We start from the raw sequence: 16,751 nt of genomic DNA, 5'->3' as shown, positions 1-16,751 counted from the left end.
AATATATTATACTATAGATAAGGTTTTGCGCCATCGTGTGTTTATCTTTAATATAGATTGAAATAGATCAATTCTTTTACAGCAGATTACAGCAGAGGCCATGAAAAAATATACATTACTTACAGTAGCCCCCATGCTCGCACTGATGGCGGTAGGTTGCAGCAGCCCTATAGCTATGCAATCTACGGAGTATGATGATATGTACTACAGCTCATCAGACAAAACAGAGTATGTGGAGCCAGAGGCAACAGCTAGTCAAAGATATGAGGAAAACAGCACAGAGCAGGCCTTAGCCGAAGGAGAAGTGCTGAACCCGGAATATTCAGGTAGCAACGCCAGAACAGATAACTATGACGGTGATGAGTACTACGACGGACGTTCTTACGATGCCCGCAATAACTGGTACCAGCCAAGCTACTCTTTTGTAGACCCATACTGGGGTGCAGCTTATGCTCCGCGCATGTCCAGTATTGCCTTCTATGATCCGTTCTACGACCCATTCTTCGATGATCCGTTTTATTACAGCTCATTCAGCCGTAGCCCGTACTGGGGCTGGAACAGGGGCCTGAACATTAACATTAACTATGGCCTTGGCTGGGGTATGCCGATGGCCTGGGGTGGTGGTTTTTATAACCGTCCTATGATGGGCATGGGCGGCTGGTGGCCAAACAGCTACGGATACGGTTATTACAATGGCTTCCGCCATGGTTTCAATAACGGATTTTATGGAGGTAACCCATATTATGGAGGCTTCTATGACAGACCTGTTGTGATTGGTAACCCTGTAAGAATACAGAATAGCCCACGCGGATCACGCAGTGCTGTAGTTACAGACAACCCTGCTTCGCGCAGACCTATCAGAGGTGGCGTGAATGAGGGAGAGAGCATCGGCAGACAGACAGTAGGTTCAGAAAGCGTAGGCCGCCCTGCACGCAGAAGCGAGGCCACGACTTCTCCGAACAGAACAGAAGGAAACATAAGAATACAAGAGGGAGAAAAGGCTACATTGCCAACCCGCCCTAGCCGTGCAAGACGCAGCGAGCCTGCCGTTAACCAGCAGGAGCAGCGCGCTTTACCAAACAGAGTTGAACGCCGTAGCCGTACGCAGGAGTATCAGCCGCAGCAACAACAGGAACGTCGTGTTCAACCACAGCAACAGGAAAGGCGCGTACGCCAAATAGAGAGCCGTCCGGCCCGTACGTATGAAAGCCGCCCGGAGCGCACATATGAGAGTCGTCCGACACCTTCTTACGAGCGTAGCAGCCCGATGCAAAGCAGCCCGACGCCACGTAGCAGTGGTTCCTCAGGGAGCAGTGGCGGCGGACGCCCACCAAGAGGGGGAAATTAATCTAATCAGTAAAGCATAAACCAAATAACATGAAGAAGATAGTTTTGGCCAGTCTGGCGCTTGCGCTGGGCTGGAGCGGAACTGCTTTTGCTCAAACCGAGGTGGATGCCCTGCGCTACACTCAACTGGGCGTAACAGGCTCTGCACGTGTACAAGGTTTAGGAGGCGCGCAAACAGCATTAGGCGCTGACATCTCCAACCTTTCATCTAACCCTGCCGGTATAGGCTTGTTCCGCCGGTCAGAGTTTAGTTTTACACCAGCATTACAGTTCAACACAACAGATACCGATATAAACGGGGCGCGGCAGTCAGATGAGCGCAACCTGCTCACGATTCCGCAGGCAGGCATTATCCTGTCTAACCGCAAAGGCGACGAGGATGCCAGCGACTGGCGCGGCCTTAACTTTGGTATAAACCTGACAAGGCTCAATAACTTTAACCAACGCATCAGCTATAACAATACCATAGATCTTGATGAGCGTTTTGAACAGGGTCTTTATGGTAATACAATTGTAGATTACTTTGCGGACCAGGCAAATAACAGAGCCCTGAGCGGAGGCCAAACCCTTCGGCAAAGCTTGGATGCTGAGTTTGGAGAAGAAGTCTCTATAGAAGGCCTTGCCTACAGCACCTACCTGATTGATATTTTTGAAGATGCGCAGGGGCAATATGCAGAACCGCTTTACTCCTTGGGCGATATCGCTCAAAGTGAAGTGATTGAAAGGAGAGGATCTCAGAACCAGATTGACATTGGCGTAGGTACCAGCTACCGTGACCGGATTTACTTGGGGGCTTCTGTCGGCATTGTAACTACAAACCTAACACAGGAGAGCACTTTTCTGGAATCAGGTAACTATGTTGCCAGCTTTGATGAAGATGGCAACCCGGTTAGAGAAGGTAACTATAGCCTGGAGCTATTTGACCAGTTTACAACACGTGGAGCAGGCGTAAACCTGAAAGTTGGTATAATTGCCAGGCCAATTGATGCCCTGCGTTTAGGGGCCTCCATACAGACGCCAACGGCTTATACGCTTACTGACACATATCAGCGTTCTTTGTATTCAACTACATTAAACCCTGATACGGGCGTACCAGAAGATAACAGTGCTTCCGAAGTGCCGGGAGATTTTTCCTATAGCCTTACGACACCTTTCAAAGCAACAGGTGGTGTAGCTGTTTTCCTGGGCAAGTATGGTTTTATTACCGGCGATGTGGAATACGTAAATTACGCCGGCACCCGCTTTTCAGCAGATGACACTTACGGGAACGGTTCCGGTAACATGTTTACAAACCTGAACAACAGCATCTCCAGTATGTACCAGTCAGCTATGAGCTATAGAATAGGGGCAGAAGGCCGTTATGAGTCGTTCAGGGTGCGTGCAGGATATGCCCACTCCGGAGACCCTTATGCAAGCTCAGAGCTGGATGGTGCTATTAACTCTGTTTCGTTAGGTGCAGGTATCCGGCTGCAGAATTACTATGCAGACCTGGCCTATGTCAGAAGCACAAGCGACAGCCGATACTCGCCTTACCAGTTCGGAGATGGCACTGAGCCAGTGGTTGGTATCAGCAACACGCAAAATTCTGTGCTGCTCACCGTAGGGTATAACTTCTAAGTTACTTAAGCAAAAAGAAGCAGGCAGCCTTTTATCAAGGCTGCCTGCTTCTTTTTGCATAGAACTGGTTTTGTGCCGCTGCAGGCGGTACAGGTACGGTTTTGGCTAGATCGTATGGTGAAACGATATTATTCCTATAATTTAGAGGAAGGAAAAAACTTACAAAACACATGTATATTAAACTAAAAACAAATCTTTTAGCTGCCGTGCTTTTGTGCTTCGTTTTTGTGGCACAGGCGCAGCAGAAGAAAGACATTACGCTGGAAGATATTTACCGCAACGGTACGTTCCGGGCGGAGTCGGTGTATGGCGTGAACTGGATGAAAGACGGCCAGTTCTACAGTTCCACTGTGCCAGACGAGAAGAACAGGGTGTATGACATCGTAAAGTATAACGTCACGACCGGACAGCCTGTCAGCACCATTATTGAAGGCGAGAACCTGGTGCCGGCAGGCAGCAACACACCTATCCAGTTCGACGACTATACCTTCAGCTCAGATGAACAGAAGGTGCTGTTCGCAACGGAGAGTGAGCAGATTTACCGCCGTTCTTCCAAAGCAGATTTTTACATATATGATATTCCTACCAGGAAACTGACAAAGCTCAGCAGTGGTGGCAAACAAATGTATGCGTCTTTCTCCCCGGACGCGAAGCGCGTTGCCTTTGCCCGCGAGAACAACATGTTTGTAGTGGACCTGAGCAACATGCAGGAGACGCAGATTACCACCGACGGCAAATTCAACTCTATCATCAACGGGTATTCTGATTGGGTGTACGAAGAGGAATTCTCCTTTGCAAAAGGCTTCCATTGGTCTCCGGACGGGAAGAAGATTGCTTACTATACCTTTGATGAGACAAACGTACCCGAGTTTAATATGCAGAAGTGGGGCGAGCTTTATCCGCAGGACAATAAATTCAAGTACCCGAAGGCTGGTGAGGCAAACTCAAAAGTAAAAGTATCGGTGTATGATGTAGCCAGCGGCAAGGTGGTGAAAATGGACACCGGCAATGAGGCCGATGTTTACATCCCGCGCATCAAATGGACGAATAACCCGAACCTGCTGTCTATCCAGAAGATGAACCGTTTGCAGAACACCCTGGAGATTCTGCATGCTAACGCCACCACCGGTAAAGCTGATGTAGTGCTGAAGGAAACAGATAAGGCCTACATTGATGTAACAGATGACCTGACTTACCTGAACGACGGCAAGAACTTCATTCACTCTTCTGAAAAAGATGGCTACAACCACCTGTACCTCTACAACATGAACGGCAAACTGGTGCGCCAGATTACCGATGGCAACTGGGAGGTTAGCGAGTTTGTAGGGTACGATGAGAAGGGCGACCGCCTGTACTATATGTCTACGGAGGTGTCGCCACTGGACCGCCACCTGTACAGCATCAGCAGCAAGGGCAAAAACAAAAAGCGCCTGACCGACAAAGCCGGTACGCACCGCGTGAACATGAGCAATGACTTTAAGTACTACCTCGATTATTATTCTGCTGCCAATGTGCCACCTACTGTTAGCCTGCACACCGCAAAAGACGGTAAATTAATTAAAGTACTGGAAGATAACCAGAAGCTGAAGAATACGCTGGCGCAGTACGATATTGCAAAGCAGGAATTCTTCAACATGAACACCGCTGATGGTACAAAGCTGAACGGCTGGATGATTAAGCCGACAGATTTCGACCCGAACAAGAAGTACCCTGTGCTGATGTTTGTGTATGGTGGCCCGGGCTCCCAAACCGTAACCAACAGCTGGGGCGGCAACAACTACCTGTGGTACCAGACACTGGCCGACAAAGGCATGATTATAGTAAGTGTGGATAACCGTGGCACAGGTGCCCGTGGTGCTGAGTTCAAGAAACTGACCTACGCTAACCTGGGTAAATACGAAATCGAAGACCAGATTGAGGCGGCAAAGTGGTTAGGCAACCAGCCTTATGTAGACAAAGACCGCATCGGTATCTGGGGCCATAGCTTCGGAGGCTACATGACGTTGCTGGGCCTGACCAAAGGCGACGGTATATTCCGAGCCGGAATTTCTGTGGCTCCGGTTACAAACTGGCGCTTCTACGACAGCATCTATACGGAGCGCTACCTGAAAACGCCACAGGAGAACGCTGCCGGCTACGACCAGAATTCGCCACTATCTTTCGCGGACAAACTACAGGGAAACCTCTTGCTGATACACGGTACCGGCGACGATAATGTGCACTTCCAGAATGCTGTGGCCATGCAGGATGCCCTGATTAGCGCCAACAAGCAGTTCGAGAGCTTCTATTACCCGAACCGCAACCATGGCGTAGGGGGAGGAGTTACCCTGCTGCACCGCTTCAAGATGATGACAGACTTCCTGGAGCGCAAGCTGATTAATCCAGAGAAAGACGGTAATCTATAATGGCTAAAGCCTGTGAACAAAGAAGCCCATCAGAAATGATGGGCTTCTTTGTTTAAACTGTATTTATGTCAGCTACGAAATGACTCCTTCAAAGTACTTACAGCCTGTTGCAGCTGCAAATACTGCTGTTTATGCTCGGGATGCCTGTTCTCTGCCAAGGCTTGCACTTCGCTCCAAATAATGTCTACTAATGGCTGAGCCGATTGAAGCTCATTCCTGCTTTGATCCAGTTCGAGTTTTGTCTTCGCAGCTCCATATACACGTTTACTAGTTTTGCCAGGGCTTTCAACGACTCTATTTTTTGCTCCGCCAGTTCTCTGGGCCGGTTACCTATTACACAGAGAGAATCCAGTGCATGTCCGCATCCCTTCACGGGCACACCGGCATAAAATGCAATATTCGGCTCACCTCTTGTTAATGGGTTATCATGAAAGCGTTCATCATACCTTGCAGCAGGTACTATGAATGGTTCGTTTGGATTCAGAATAGCATGGGCACAGAAAGAATATTCACGGGGAGTTTCTTGTATTTCCATTCCCTGCCTCGACTTGAACCACTGCCTTTCTTCATCTACCAAAGTCAGAAGGGCTATAGGCAGGGCTGCAAAAGGATTTGTGCCGCTCAAATTGCCAGGAAGAATTTAAATCGTATAGTTGTTAAAGTACCATCTGATAAGGCCAGGATTAGGTTGCTGAGAAAAATATGCAAAAATTTAGACAGGGAATGGTGATATTTCAACCTTCAGCCGGATAAACAGTTAAAAAGCATATGCAGACACTAGCAAAACCAGTGATGGCTGCTGACATACGCGAGGCGCTGGTCAGAAACCGGGAGCAGACCCTGGAGGAGATATATGGCAAGGCATACCCCATGGTGCTCCATTATGTGAAACAGCATCAGGGCACAGTAGACGATGCCAAAGACCTGTTGCAGGAGGCCATCATCCTATTTTATGAAAAGGTGGTGCACGAAGAGTTTGTCTTAACGGCATCTGCCACTACCTATATTATGGCTGTCTGCAAAAACCGCTGGCGCCGGGAACTGGAGAAACGCAACCGGCAGCAGGAACTGCCGCCTGATATAAACGAACGCATAAAGGAAGAAGCGAGTGCCGATGTCGATCAACCGCTCTTCAGCATAACGCATTTTGTGGAACAGCTGGGGGAGAAGTGCAAAGCCATTCTGGTGGCATTCTATTACCTGGGGCAGCGCATGGAGCAAGTGGCGGAGCAGCACCAGTACCGCAACGTGCGTTCGGCCACTGTTCAGAAGTTCAAGTGCCTTGAGCGGCTGCGCAAGTCACTGGCCTCTTATTCCATCCACCATTTCAGATAGTACACGATGCGCCCCGAATTAGAAACGATGCAGTTGCTGGAGAACTTCCTGAGCGGCAATCTGGCCGAGGAGGAAGTGGTGGAGGTAGAGATACGGCTGCTCTGGGACCAGGAGTGGCAACAGCAGGTGGCACAGCAGCAGTTGGCTTACCACGCCATCCGGGAGTCCGGCAGGCAGCACCTGCGCCACGAGCTCCGGGCTATCCACCAGAAGCTTTTCGGCTAACGCGCCGACAGATACATACTTTCGCTGTTTCAAGCAGCTGCGGAGGACTGATGGATATAAAGCTATGCCTGCCATCTGCTTATCCGGATATCATACATAACACTAAATCTTCCTTACACCACACCTAAGCTGCACCTTCAAAATTTGCAAGGGTGAGAGACTATTGCCTTTTCTTTTCAATTGATGACTTCAACTTATACATAACCACTATGTACCATTCAGATTATTATAAGCAGGAATTCCGAAAGTTCGCCGTGCACGGGCAAGGCGTAAATGGCTTGCTGGTAGACCAGTATATGCACCGCGTAGATAGCAATGCGCACCTGCACCGCATCGACAATATGACACGATCCGTGATCGAAGAGCGCCCCACACACTTCCGGGAAATCGATGTTTTCTCGCGCCTGATGATGGACCGGATCATTTTCCTGGGTATGCCGATAGACGATAACATTGCCAACGTAATCACAGCGCAGCTGCTCTTCCTGGAGTCTGCCGATGCCAAAAAGGATATCCTGCTCTATATAAACAGCCCGGGCGGCTCGGTGTATGCTGGCTTAGGGATATATGACACCATGCAATATATAACACCAGATGTAGCCACTATCTGCACTGGCGTCGCACTGTCGTTTGGAGCGGTGCTGCTGACGGGCGGCGCCAAAGAGAAGCGCTCTGCGCTGCCACACGCCCGCATCATGATTCACCAACCTTTGGGCGGGGCACAGGGGCAGGCCTCTGATATCGAGATCACGGCCCGCGAAATCCTGAAAATGAAGAAGGAGCTATATGAGATTATAGCCTTGCACAGTGGCAAATCCTACCAGGAAGTCTATGACAACTCCGACCGCGACTACTGGCTCAAAGCTGAGGAAGCGAAGGAGTATGGGTTGATTGATGAGGTGTTGATGCGGGAATAGTAATTAATTGAAATTATACAGGAAGCTGATAGGAGACAGATTTTTTCTTTGGTCGAGATGGCATAAGAAGCATAAAAGGCTACAGCTTCACGCATACATTCTGCGGTTCGGTAAAAAAGCGTAGCGCCTCAAAGCCACCTTCACGGCCAACACCGGAGTTTTTCATGCCGCCGAAGGGTGTGCGCAGGTCGCGGAGGAGCCACGTATTGATCCAGATAATGCCGGAGTGTACCTGGTGCGCCACACGATGGGCGCGGGTAAGGTTTTGTGTCCAGATGGTGGCAGAGAGGCCGTAGTCGGTGCAGTTGGCGTACGGGATTACTTCTTCCTCGGTATCGAAGGGTGTGAGCGTAACCACAGGTCCGAAAATTTCTTCTGTGTTGGTGCGGCAGTTGTAGGGGAGGCCTTCGATAATAGTTGGCGCAATAAACCAACCTTTGGCGCAGCGGCCTTCTACCCGCACCTGTTGCCCGCCAGTTAATATGGTGCCGTCTTCCCGCTTTGCCAGTTCTATGTAAGACAGCACCTTCTGCATGTGCTGCTCGGATACCACGGCTCCTTGCTTCGTGCCATCCTCCAGTGGGTCGCCCACCGTCATGGCTTTTACTTTTTCTACAAAGGCATCCCTGAACTTATCGTACAGCGGGCGCTCGATAAAAATGCGGGAGCCGCAGAGGCAAATCTGTCCCTGGTTTGCAAACGAGGAATGGATAGAGGTATGAAGCGCGTTGTTAAAATCGCAGTCTGCGAATATGATGTTTGGGTTCTTCCCGCCCAACTCCAGCGACAGCTTCTTGAACATAGGCGCTGCCGTAGCGGCAATGGAACGCCCGGTTGCAGTGCCACCTGTGAAGGAGATTACCGGCACCTTCGGGTGCGCTACCATCGCCGCGCCCACCTTGTGCCCGTAGCCATGCACAATATTCAGCACGCCCGCCGGCAACCCAGCTCTCTGGCACAACTCCGACAGCAGGTAGGCGGTCATGGGTGTTACCTCGGAGGGCTTTGCCACCACGCAGTTTCCGGCAGCCAGGGCAGGAGCAATCTTCCAGGTGAACAGGTAGAGCGGCAGGTTCCAGGGCGAGATGCAGCCCACTATGCCATGCGGGTGCCGGATGGTATAATTGATTGCCTCCGTTCCTTCCATGTAATGCGCCTCCGAGGCAAAATGCTGAATGGCGGTGCCATAGAAGCGCATGTTGCTGCTGGCGCGCGGAATGTCCACCGTCTTGGCCAGTTTCAGCGGTTTACCATTGTCCACTGATTCAGCTTCGGCCAAGCGGTCATGGTGCTGGTCAATCAGGTCCGCAATGCGCATCAAAAGCTGACCCCGCTTTTCCGCAGGAGTGGCCGCCCACGCAGGAAAAGCCGCCTGTGCCGCCTGCACCGCTAATTCCACGTCCTGCGCATCAGAGTCGGGAATAAGGGAGTATACCTCGCCAGTAGCCGGGTTGTAGTTGTCGATGTACTGTCCCGTTACTGGCGCAATGAGCTGGCCGTTGATGTAGTTTTGAAGCTTTTGCATGTTGCCTCCCCCTGCCCCCTCCTAAAAACAGGAGGAGGTATTTTGTAAAGTTATTTTTATTTATGTATTCAATCTACCTGTGCTGTACCTGCCGCTGCTTAAATAGTAGGGAAAAAGCTCCCTCTCCTGTTTTTAGGAGAGGGTTGGGGAGAGGTTAATAGGCTGGGGGCTAAATACTCCCCGTTCTGCCTCCATCTACTGCCAGGCTAACGCCATTGATGTAGGCGGCGGCGGGTGTGGCCAGGAAGGCAGCGGCGGCGGCAACTTCTTCCGGTTCGGCAAACCGACGAGCAGGTATAGCGGCTTCCATCTCTTCCTGCACCGCTTCTTTACTGCGTCCCGATTTTTCTGCCCTGCTCTCCACCAGCGACCAGATGCGGCTGGTTTTGGTAGAGCCAGGAAGTACGTTGTTCACCGTAATACCAAACTGCCCCAACTCATTGGCCATTGTTTTGGCCCAACTGGCCACCGCGCCACGGGTAGTGTTAGACACACCCAAGCCCGGAATGGGTTCCTTTACAGAAGTACTGATGATGTTGATGATGCGTCCGTATCCGGCTTTTTTCATCAGCGGCACCACGGCCTGCACGAGCTGGTGATTGTTAATAAGGTGCATGTTGAAGGCCTTGAGAAACTCTTCCGGCGCAGCCTCCGTGATTGGTCCACCCGGAGGACCACCGGTGTTGTTGACCAGAATGTGCACCTTATCCTGCTCCTGCACATACGCCTTTATCTGCAGGTATACTTCATCCGGATTCGAGAAATCAGCCACAATGTAATCGTGCTGCTGACCATTGGCCTGTTCAAGCTCCCGGACTGTTTCCTTTAGCTTTTCCTCATCTCGGGCTGCCAGCGTAACGCTGGCACCTAAAGCGGACAGTTCTTTGGCTACTGCCTTGCCAATGCCCTGCGTGCTGCCGCAGACAATGGCGCGTTTGTTCTTCAGGTCTAAATTCATAATTTCAATGTACGGAAAACAATGTAAACTTGCCTGCTCATACAGCAGCGGGTGCCAGAGGTGTTACCATTTTAAGCCTCTTTTGCGTACCTTCAAATGAACAACATCATCAACTTAACGACACAAAACAATGGCTATAACAAGACCCTTTAACTTTAAAGCTTGGATAGAAGAAAACCGCCACCTGCTAAAACCACCAGTGGGTAACCAGCAGGTGTTTAAAGGCAACGACGATTTTATTGTGATGGTGGTAGGCGGACCAAACGCCCGCAAAGACTACCACTACGATGAGGGTGAGGAGTTCTTTTATCAGTTGGAGGGCGACATTGTGCTGAAGATCATTGAAGACGGCAAGCCAGTGGATGTTCCGATTAAAGAAGGCGAAATATTCCTGCTGCCGCCCCGCGTGCCACACTCCCCGCGTCGCCCGGCAAATACGGTAGGCCTTGTGATGGAGCGTTACCGCAAAGCAGGAGAAAAAGACGGCTTCCTGTGGTTCTGCGAAAACTGCGGCAACAAGCTATATGAGGAATATGCTGATGTAACAGATATTGTAGGACAGCTGCCTGTGATTATGGATAACTTTTGGAAGAGCGAGGAGCGCCGCACCTGCAACAACTGTGGCGAAGTGATGCAACCACCCGTTCAGCCTGCTGAAGCGAGAAAGTAAGAATGTATTACAAAGTAAAAAGCACCCTCGCAAACATGCTATATATACATGTTTGCGAGGGTGCTTTTTGTTTAGACTGCTTTTCTTGATGGTGTCAGTCTTTCATTCCCCTCTTAAAGAAAGCGGCTCTTTCTCACCTTTGTCATCCTGAAAGGAACTTGTGGGCAAGCCGCAGAGGCTTTACTCTCTTCTAACAGGAACAGGATCCTTTCAGGATGACAGGAAACAGTGAACGGATGATTATTGAATGAAGAAAATCGGGTTTATTGCCTGCTCATCGAATCATCTATGTACTGTGGCAAACAAAACTATGCCTGCTCGGCTTTAGTAAGTATAAAGCAATTATGCTACTATGAACAAAATCAGCCTCGGCACATTATCCTTCTTTACTGCTATAGTCTTTCTGTCTGGGTGTAACTCAAAGCATCCGGTGGTGCAGGAGCAGCCTAAAACCATAGAAACGCCTGCAGGGCAGCAGGTGACTTTGCCTCCGCCACATGCCACGGAGTCCAGCCGGAACTTCAGCAACGTCATTGGCTGGGAGAATGGCAGAACACCAAAGGCTCCCGCAGGATTTACCGTAACAAAGTATGCTGATGGCCTGCAGAACCCGCGCTGGCTGTACGTTACTCCGAACGGCGATGTGTTAGTAGCAGAAGCGAGTACAGAGGTAGGCTTCTGGAAGAAGCTTGGCGCGAAAATAATTGGCATTACCAAATCCATGGCGCTGGGCAATAGTGCCAACCAGATTACCCTTTTCAGAGACACCGATAAGGACGGAAAGCCAGATGTACGGGAGACTTTTCTGAGCGATTTAAACCAGCCCCTCGGCATGTTGGTGCTGAACAACCATTTCTATGTGGCCAACACAGATGGCGTATGGCGCTACCCTTACCAAACAGGGCAAACCACCATTACGGCGAAGGGAGAGAAAATTCTGGATCTACCTGCTGGGGGCTATAACAACCACTGGACGCGCAATATTATCGCCAGCGCTGATGGCTCTAAGTTATATGTGGCTGTTGGGTCGGCGAGCGACCATGGCGAGCACGGCATGGAGTATGAAGTGCAGAGAGCGAATATTCTGGAGATAAATCCGGATGGTACGGGCGAGCGTGTGTATGCCAGCGGCCTCCGAAATCCGGTAGGTATGGATTGGGCGCCCGGCACCAACACACTCTGGACGTCTGTGAACGAGCGAGATGATCTAGGAGATGAGTTGGTGCCGGACTATTTGACGAGTGTGCAGGAGGGAGGCTTCTATGGCTGGCCCTACGCTTACTTTGGCCCCAACGAAGACCCGGAATGGCTGGGCAAACGGCCGGACCTGGTGGAGAAAACGATTGTGCCGGATGTGCCACTTATATCACATTCCGCATCTTTGGGCCTGGCTTTTTATGATAAAATCACTTTTCCTGAGAAATACCACAACGGGGCATTTGTGGGGCAGCATGGTTCCTGGAGGCGATCAGAGTTAGTGGGTTATAAGGTGGTGTTTGTGCCTTTCCAAAATGGAATGCCTGCCGGTCCTCCGGAAGATTTCCTGACGGGCTTTTTTGCCGACAGCGGAGATGATGAAGTGTATGGGCGCCCGGTCGGAATTGCGGTGCTGCCAGATGGTTCTATGCTCGTGGCCGATGATACCAGCAATACCATCTGGCGGGTAAGTGCCCAGCGGTAGGGTGGAAGTACAAATGCTGCCAGGGCTTCTTCTTTGCTGCTAAGCTTTTGCTCTGAAACATGCGTAATAAGTAGAAAAGCTGTATATTGATGGATTGCCCTTTGCCGCAATGCCGGCATGCAGGTTGTTTTCATCCCTTTCATATATGCAAGATAAGAAGCCCCAAACCACGCCTACTGGTGGTGCCAACCTGTTTAAGGTCGACATCCACACGCATATTCTGCCGCGCACATGGCCGGACCTGCGGGAACGCTATGGCTATGGTGGCTTTGTGAGGTTGGAGCACCACAAGCCCTGCTGTGCCCGTATGATGATGGATGATAAGTTCTTCCGGGAGATACAAGACAACTGCTGGGATCCCAAAGTGCGCATGCACGAGTGCATACAGTACCAGGTGGGGGTGCAGGTGCTGAGCACGGTGCCTGTGATGTTTAACTATTGGGCCAAACCAGAACACACCTACGATCTCTCCCGCCTGCTGAACGACCACATAGCAGGCGTAGTGGCAGATTACCCCGACCGCTTCGTGGGTTTAGGCACGCTGCCGATGCAGGCGCCAGACCTGGCAGTAAAAGAGCTAGAGCGGTGTGTAAAAGAGTTGGGCCTGGCGGGTGTGCAAATTGGCACCCACATCAACGAGCATAATTTAGATTCCCCGTTTCTTTTCCCAATTTTCCAGGCAGCAGAAGAACTGGGCGCTGCTGTTTTCGTGCACCCTTGGGACATGTATGGCAAAAAGAAGATGAGCAAATACTGGCTGCCGTGGCTGGTGGGTATGCCTGCCGAAACGAGCCTGGCCATCTGTTCTATGATATTTGGAGGTGTGCTGGAGCGCCTGCCAAAGCTGCGGGTGGCTTTCGCACATGGTGGTGGTTCCTTCCCGGCTACCATTGGCCGTATTGCCCAAGGCTTCGAGGTTCGCCCGGACCTGTGTGCCGTCGACAACAACGTAAACCCCCGCGAGTACCTGGGCAAATTCTACTTCGATTCGCTGGTGCATGAGCCAAAGGTGCTGGAGTACCTAGTTGACCTGGTGGGGGCAAACTGCATCGCCCTCGGCACCGATTATCCTTTCCCGCTCGGCGAACTGGAGCCTGGCAAACTCATCGAGTCTATGCCCTATGACCGCGTTACAAAAGACCGGATGCTGCACGGCACTGCCCTGGAGTGGCTGAACCTGAAGAAGGAGCAGTTTTTGCCGCAGCAAATGCAGCAGAAACTAGCGTAAGCCTCTACATTTCATGCTTCTCCTCATATTCCCCAAATACCCTTTGGCAAGATTGGTAGTTCCTTTAGCTACCTAGGAGTGCGTTAATTTATCCTTAAAGTATTTAACTATATAAATGTTAGATTATATTTAGAAGCAAAACATTTTATTAGCTAGCTATATCTATGAAGTTAAAACTTTTACTTTTCCTGATTTTTTGTTCTACTGTTGCATACGCTCAAATTCAGGGCGAGAAAGGAAGCCTGATTTTAAAGAATGGGAATATTCTAAATGGAAAGGTTACTTATTATTATGATAACCCTAACAATATCATCCTAAATGCGCATCAGGATGCAAAAGAAATGTTTTCTCCGGAGCAGGTGACAGAGATAAAGTTAGAGAACGGTGAAAAGTTTGTAGCTAAGCCTTATACCATGGAGGATAGTATTATAATCCTGCAGGTGCTTCTAGAGTCACCAAAAATAAGTCTGTTCAGGAGAGAAGATAATTCTGAGCTGCACTACTATGTTCTGAAAGATGCCACCTTGCACAAGCTTGAGAATAACGATATTGTTGTTTATCAGGAAACGAAAACTTATAGAAAGAAAGACCGCAAGTACGTAGGCACTCTTAGTTCCCTGATGCCAGACAGAATGGACTTGGTTGAAAAGCTAGACAAGGTACAGTTGAACGAGCATGATTTAACAGAAGTAATACTGGAATACAATAAGGGAGATCTTTCCTACTACTGGAAATCAGATAACAAAGTACGCAGAAAACCAAATTGGATAGCTTTCACGCAGTACAGCCAGTACGGTTCTGTTCTAGGCACGCCTACAGCGGGTTACTCATCCGGTATGATGATAGGGCTGCAATATTATTTCTCAAAACATAGCCGCTATTCTTTCAAAGTCTCCCTGGACTACTCTAGTTACATTTTAGATGATGAAGAATTCTCTGTAAAAGGGCTAGGTGTAAGGTATCAGCATGATATAAAAAAGGCAGAAAAGTACAGCTTTTATTTGCTTTTGCATGTTGCCGACATAGCACATTTGACGGTTGTAAACGAGAGGCAGGTAATAACAACAGCAGGACAGTTGGTGCTTTTGCCGCGGTTTAGCCCTGGTGTCGGCTTCGAGGCTAGACCTTTTCCCAGAATGGCAGTTTACTCTGAGATAAACCACTTACTAAACTTGAAGTATTTTCCAAGGTCATTCAGTCTGGGCTTAAAGTATGATTTTGGCCGCACAAGTTGGTAAGCTTTCTTAAACTTTTTGCTTTCCCGGGTCAAACCACCCCTAACCCTTCCTTGTCCAAGGCGGGGAGCCCGTAGTTGCTAATTTATTAGCTGCTTTTGCATTGCATCTGTTTATCTCAGTCGGCCTTTAACTTTTAGTAAGGCTTTGCGGAAATACGCCTGCACCAAAGACCTCGCAGCGTGCGCAGCTCCTGCGAGCGTCTGCGCCAACAGCCTTTCAAGACCTGAACTCGAAACTCAGCACTCTAATTCTTATATTAGCAGCATTCAGAAAACAATAGCTGCGTAAAACAGCTTACTTATAAAAAACATCCGCACAAGCATGAACTATCAGAATACCCTGGCTTTCGCACAGGAGCAGGACCAGCAAGACCCGTTAAGGCATTTCAAAGACCGCTTTTACTTTCCGCAGGTAAACAAACAGGATGCGATTTACCTCTGTGGCAACTCCCTGGGCCTGCAGCCGAAGTCAGCGCAGATGTACATCGACAATGAAATGTATAAATGGGCGAACCTGGCGGTGGAGGGGCACTTTAAAGGCGAAGAGCCCTGGGTAAACTACCATGAACTGCTGACTCCTGGTGCTGCCCGTGTGGTGGGTGCCAAAGAAAGCGAGGTAGTGATTATGAACCAGCTGACGGTGAACCTGCACCTCATGCTGGTGTCTTTTTACAGACCGGAAGGTAAGCGGTATAAGATCATAACCGAAGGCGGGGCTTTCCCGTCTGATCAGTATGCCCTGGAGACGCAAACAAAGTATCACGGCTATAACCCGGACGAAGCCGTGATAGAATTGTTCCCGCGGGAGGGGGAGCACGCCCTGCGCACCGAAGACATCCTCCAAAGTATAAAAGAACATGCGGATGAGCTGGCACTGGTGATGATGGGCGGCATTAACTACTATACCGGGCAGGTGTTTGAGATGGAAGCCATCACAAAGGCAGGCCACGAAGCAGGTGCTTTTGTAGGTTTTGACCTGGCACATGCAGCTGGTAACGTGCCCCTGCAGCTGCACGACTGGAACGTGGATTTTGCCGTGTGGTGCACCTACAAATACCTAAATTCCGGCCCGGGCGGCACGTCCGGAGTGTATGTGCACGAGCGATTTGGCAACGACCCCGGAATACCCCGCTTTGCCGGTTGGTGGGGGCACAATGCAAAAGAGCGTTTCCAGATGAAGAAGGGCTTTAAGCCGATGGAAGGCGCAGCAGGCTGGCAATTGAGCAACGGACAAATTCTTCCCATGGCGGTACACCGCGCTTCGCTGGAACTGTTCGACGAGGCAGGCATGGAAAGCCTGCGCGCCAAGAGTGAAAAGCTGACAGGCTACCTGGAGTGCCTGATTGACGATGTGCCGGTGGGGGAGGATGTGCTGGAGATGATTACGCCGCGCGACCCGCAGGCCCGCGGCTGCCAGATATCCATGCTGGTGAAACAGAACTCCCGCCAACTGTTTGATAAACTGATGGAAGCTGGCATTATCGTAGACTACCGGGAGCCCAACGTTATTCGGGTGGCACCAACGCCGCTTTACAACAGCTTTGAAGAGGTATACCGCTTTTCTGAGATCCTGCACGAAAGTCTGCAACGGCATTAAGATTTTTTA

The 16,751-nt window shown here is 50.1% G+C and carries 14 protein-coding genes; 11 read left to right on the top strand and 3 right to left on the bottom strand.

Features of this window, described 5'->3' with window-relative positions:
* The first annotated feature begins 100 nt into the window (after window positions 1-100).
* The 3 genes from ACFS7Z_RS05070 to ACFS7Z_RS05060 all read left to right on the top strand — a co-directional run bounded on the left by ACFS7Z_RS05070 (window position 101) and on the right by ACFS7Z_RS05060 (window position 5,369).
* Entirely contained in the window at window positions 101-1,348 is a 1,248-nt protein-coding gene (locus ACFS7Z_RS05070) for a hypothetical protein (RefSeq protein ID WP_377481859.1), read from the top strand.
* A gap of 29 nt (window positions 1,349-1,377) precedes the next feature.
* Window positions 1,378-2,964 (top strand): OmpP1/FadL family transporter, encoded by a 1,587-nt coding sequence (locus ACFS7Z_RS05065; protein WP_377481856.1) that lies wholly within the window; start codon window positions 1,378-1,380, stop codon window positions 2,962-2,964.
* Window positions 2,965-3,134: 170 nt separating this feature from the next.
* A complete protein-coding gene (locus ACFS7Z_RS05060; RefSeq protein ID WP_377481853.1) occupies window positions 3,135-5,369 on the top strand; it encodes a S9 family peptidase in 2,235 nt (744 codons plus the stop codon).
* A gap of 187 nt (window positions 5,370-5,556) precedes the next feature.
* Here the strand turns inward: ACFS7Z_RS05060 and ACFS7Z_RS05055 are convergent, their stop codons facing one another.
* Window positions 5,557-5,946, bottom strand: coding sequence for a GAF domain-containing protein (locus ACFS7Z_RS05055; RefSeq protein ID WP_377481850.1), 390 nt, complete (start codon window positions 5,944-5,946; stop codon window positions 5,557-5,559).
* A gap of 191 nt (window positions 5,947-6,137) precedes the next feature.
* Here ACFS7Z_RS05055 and ACFS7Z_RS05050 point away from each other — a divergent pair, with 191 nt between their 5' ends.
* The 3 genes from ACFS7Z_RS05050 (at window position 6,138) to ACFS7Z_RS05040 (ending at window position 7,846) form a co-directional block, all read left to right on the top strand.
* Window positions 6,138-6,704 carry an RNA polymerase sigma factor gene (locus ACFS7Z_RS05050; RefSeq protein WP_377481848.1) on the top strand — a complete coding sequence of 189 codons (567 nt, stop codon included), beginning with the start codon at window positions 6,138-6,140 and terminating at the stop codon, window positions 6,702-6,704.
* 6 nt (window positions 6,705-6,710) lie between these two features.
* The gene (locus ACFS7Z_RS05045; protein WP_377481846.1) at window positions 6,711-6,929 is read left to right on the top strand and encodes a hypothetical protein; all 219 of its coding nucleotides are present in this window, start codon (window positions 6,711-6,713) and stop codon (window positions 6,927-6,929) included.
* Window positions 6,930-7,138: 209 nt separating this feature from the next.
* Entirely contained in the window at window positions 7,139-7,846 is a 708-nt protein-coding gene (locus ACFS7Z_RS05040) for a ClpP family protease (RefSeq protein ID WP_377481844.1), read from the top strand.
* Window positions 7,847-7,925: 79 nt separating this feature from the next.
* On the opposite strand, the gene ACFS7Z_RS05035 is transcribed toward ACFS7Z_RS05040, so the two are convergent.
* Both ACFS7Z_RS05035 and ACFS7Z_RS05030 read right to left on the bottom strand, forming a co-directional pair.
* Entirely contained in the window at window positions 7,926-9,371 is a 1,446-nt protein-coding gene (locus ACFS7Z_RS05035) for an aldehyde dehydrogenase (RefSeq protein ID WP_377481841.1), read from the bottom strand.
* A gap of 169 nt (window positions 9,372-9,540) precedes the next feature.
* Entirely contained in the window at window positions 9,541-10,329 is a 789-nt protein-coding gene (locus ACFS7Z_RS05030; protein ID WP_377481838.1) for an SDR family oxidoreductase, read from the bottom strand.
* Window positions 10,330-10,459: 130 nt separating this feature from the next.
* Here ACFS7Z_RS05030 and ACFS7Z_RS05025 point away from each other — a divergent pair, with 130 nt between their 5' ends.
* The 5 genes from ACFS7Z_RS05025 (at window position 10,460) to kynU (ending at window position 16,742) form a co-directional block, all read left to right on the top strand.
* Window positions 10,460-10,999: a 3-hydroxyanthranilate 3,4-dioxygenase gene (locus ACFS7Z_RS05025; protein WP_377481835.1), complete on the top strand. Its 540-nt coding sequence runs from the start codon at window positions 10,460-10,462 to the stop codon at window positions 10,997-10,999.
* A 352-nt stretch (window positions 11,000-11,351) separates the two neighbouring features.
* The gene (locus ACFS7Z_RS05020; protein ID WP_377481832.1) at window positions 11,352-12,680 is read left to right on the top strand and encodes a PQQ-dependent sugar dehydrogenase; all 1,329 of its coding nucleotides are present in this window, start codon (window positions 11,352-11,354) and stop codon (window positions 12,678-12,680) included.
* A gap of 145 nt (window positions 12,681-12,825) precedes the next feature.
* Complete coding sequence (locus tag ACFS7Z_RS05015; RefSeq protein WP_377481829.1) at window positions 12,826-13,908, top strand: amidohydrolase family protein; 1,083 nt, start codon at window positions 12,826-12,828, stop codon at window positions 13,906-13,908.
* Window positions 13,909-14,072: 164 nt separating this feature from the next.
* Entirely contained in the window at window positions 14,073-15,146 is a 1,074-nt protein-coding gene (locus ACFS7Z_RS05010; protein WP_377481826.1) for a hypothetical protein, read from the top strand.
* Between the two features lie 321 nt (window positions 15,147-15,467).
* The gene (gene kynU, locus ACFS7Z_RS05005) at window positions 15,468-16,742 is read left to right on the top strand and encodes a kynureninase (RefSeq protein WP_377481824.1); all 1,275 of its coding nucleotides are present in this window, start codon (window positions 15,468-15,470) and stop codon (window positions 16,740-16,742) included.
* Window positions 16,743-16,751: the final 9 nt, after the last annotated feature.

The organism is Pontibacter toksunensis, from assembly GCF_042686245.1.
Taxonomy (GTDB): Bacteria; Bacteroidota; Bacteroidia; order Cytophagales; family Hymenobacteraceae; genus Pontibacter; species Pontibacter toksunensis.
The sequence above is the reverse complement of the archived record's forward strand: the minus strand, read 5'-3'. Positions and strand labels throughout refer to the sequence as shown.

What these genes read in the sequence shown, in the direction of transcription:
- kynU (WP_377481824.1), top strand. Translation starts at nt 15,468, where the DNA reads ATGAACTATCAGAATACCCTGGCTTTCGCACAGGAGCAGGACCAGCAA.
- ACFS7Z_RS05035 (WP_377481841.1), bottom strand. Translation starts at nt 9,371, where the DNA reads ATGCAAAAGCTTCAAAACTACATCAACGGCCAGCTCATTGCGCCAGTA.
- ACFS7Z_RS05040 (WP_377481844.1), top strand. Translation starts at nt 7,139, where the DNA reads ATGTACCATTCAGATTATTATAAGCAGGAATTCCGAAAGTTCGCCGTG.
- ACFS7Z_RS05020 (WP_377481832.1), top strand. Translation starts at nt 11,352, where the DNA reads ATGAACAAAATCAGCCTCGGCACATTATCCTTCTTTACTGCTATAGTC.
- ACFS7Z_RS05045 (WP_377481846.1), top strand. Translation starts at nt 6,711, where the DNA reads ATGCGCCCCGAATTAGAAACGATGCAGTTGCTGGAGAACTTCCTGAGC.
- ACFS7Z_RS05025 (WP_377481835.1), top strand. Translation starts at nt 10,460, where the DNA reads ATGGCTATAACAAGACCCTTTAACTTTAAAGCTTGGATAGAAGAAAAC.
- ACFS7Z_RS05030 (WP_377481838.1), bottom strand. Translation starts at nt 10,329, where the DNA reads ATGAATTTAGACCTGAAGAACAAACGCGCCATTGTCTGCGGCAGCACG.
- ACFS7Z_RS05050 (WP_377481848.1), top strand. Translation starts at nt 6,138, where the DNA reads ATGCAGACACTAGCAAAACCAGTGATGGCTGCTGACATACGCGAGGCG.
- ACFS7Z_RS05015 (WP_377481829.1), top strand. Translation starts at nt 12,826, where the DNA reads ATGCAAGATAAGAAGCCCCAAACCACGCCTACTGGTGGTGCCAACCTG.
- ACFS7Z_RS05070 (WP_377481859.1), top strand. Translation starts at nt 101, where the DNA reads ATGAAAAAATATACATTACTTACAGTAGCCCCCATGCTCGCACTGATG.
- ACFS7Z_RS05065 (WP_377481856.1), top strand. Translation starts at nt 1,378, where the DNA reads ATGAAGAAGATAGTTTTGGCCAGTCTGGCGCTTGCGCTGGGCTGGAGC.
- ACFS7Z_RS05010 (WP_377481826.1), top strand. Translation starts at nt 14,073, where the DNA reads ATGAAGTTAAAACTTTTACTTTTCCTGATTTTTTGTTCTACTGTTGCA.
- ACFS7Z_RS05060 (WP_377481853.1), top strand. Translation starts at nt 3,135, where the DNA reads ATGTATATTAAACTAAAAACAAATCTTTTAGCTGCCGTGCTTTTGTGC.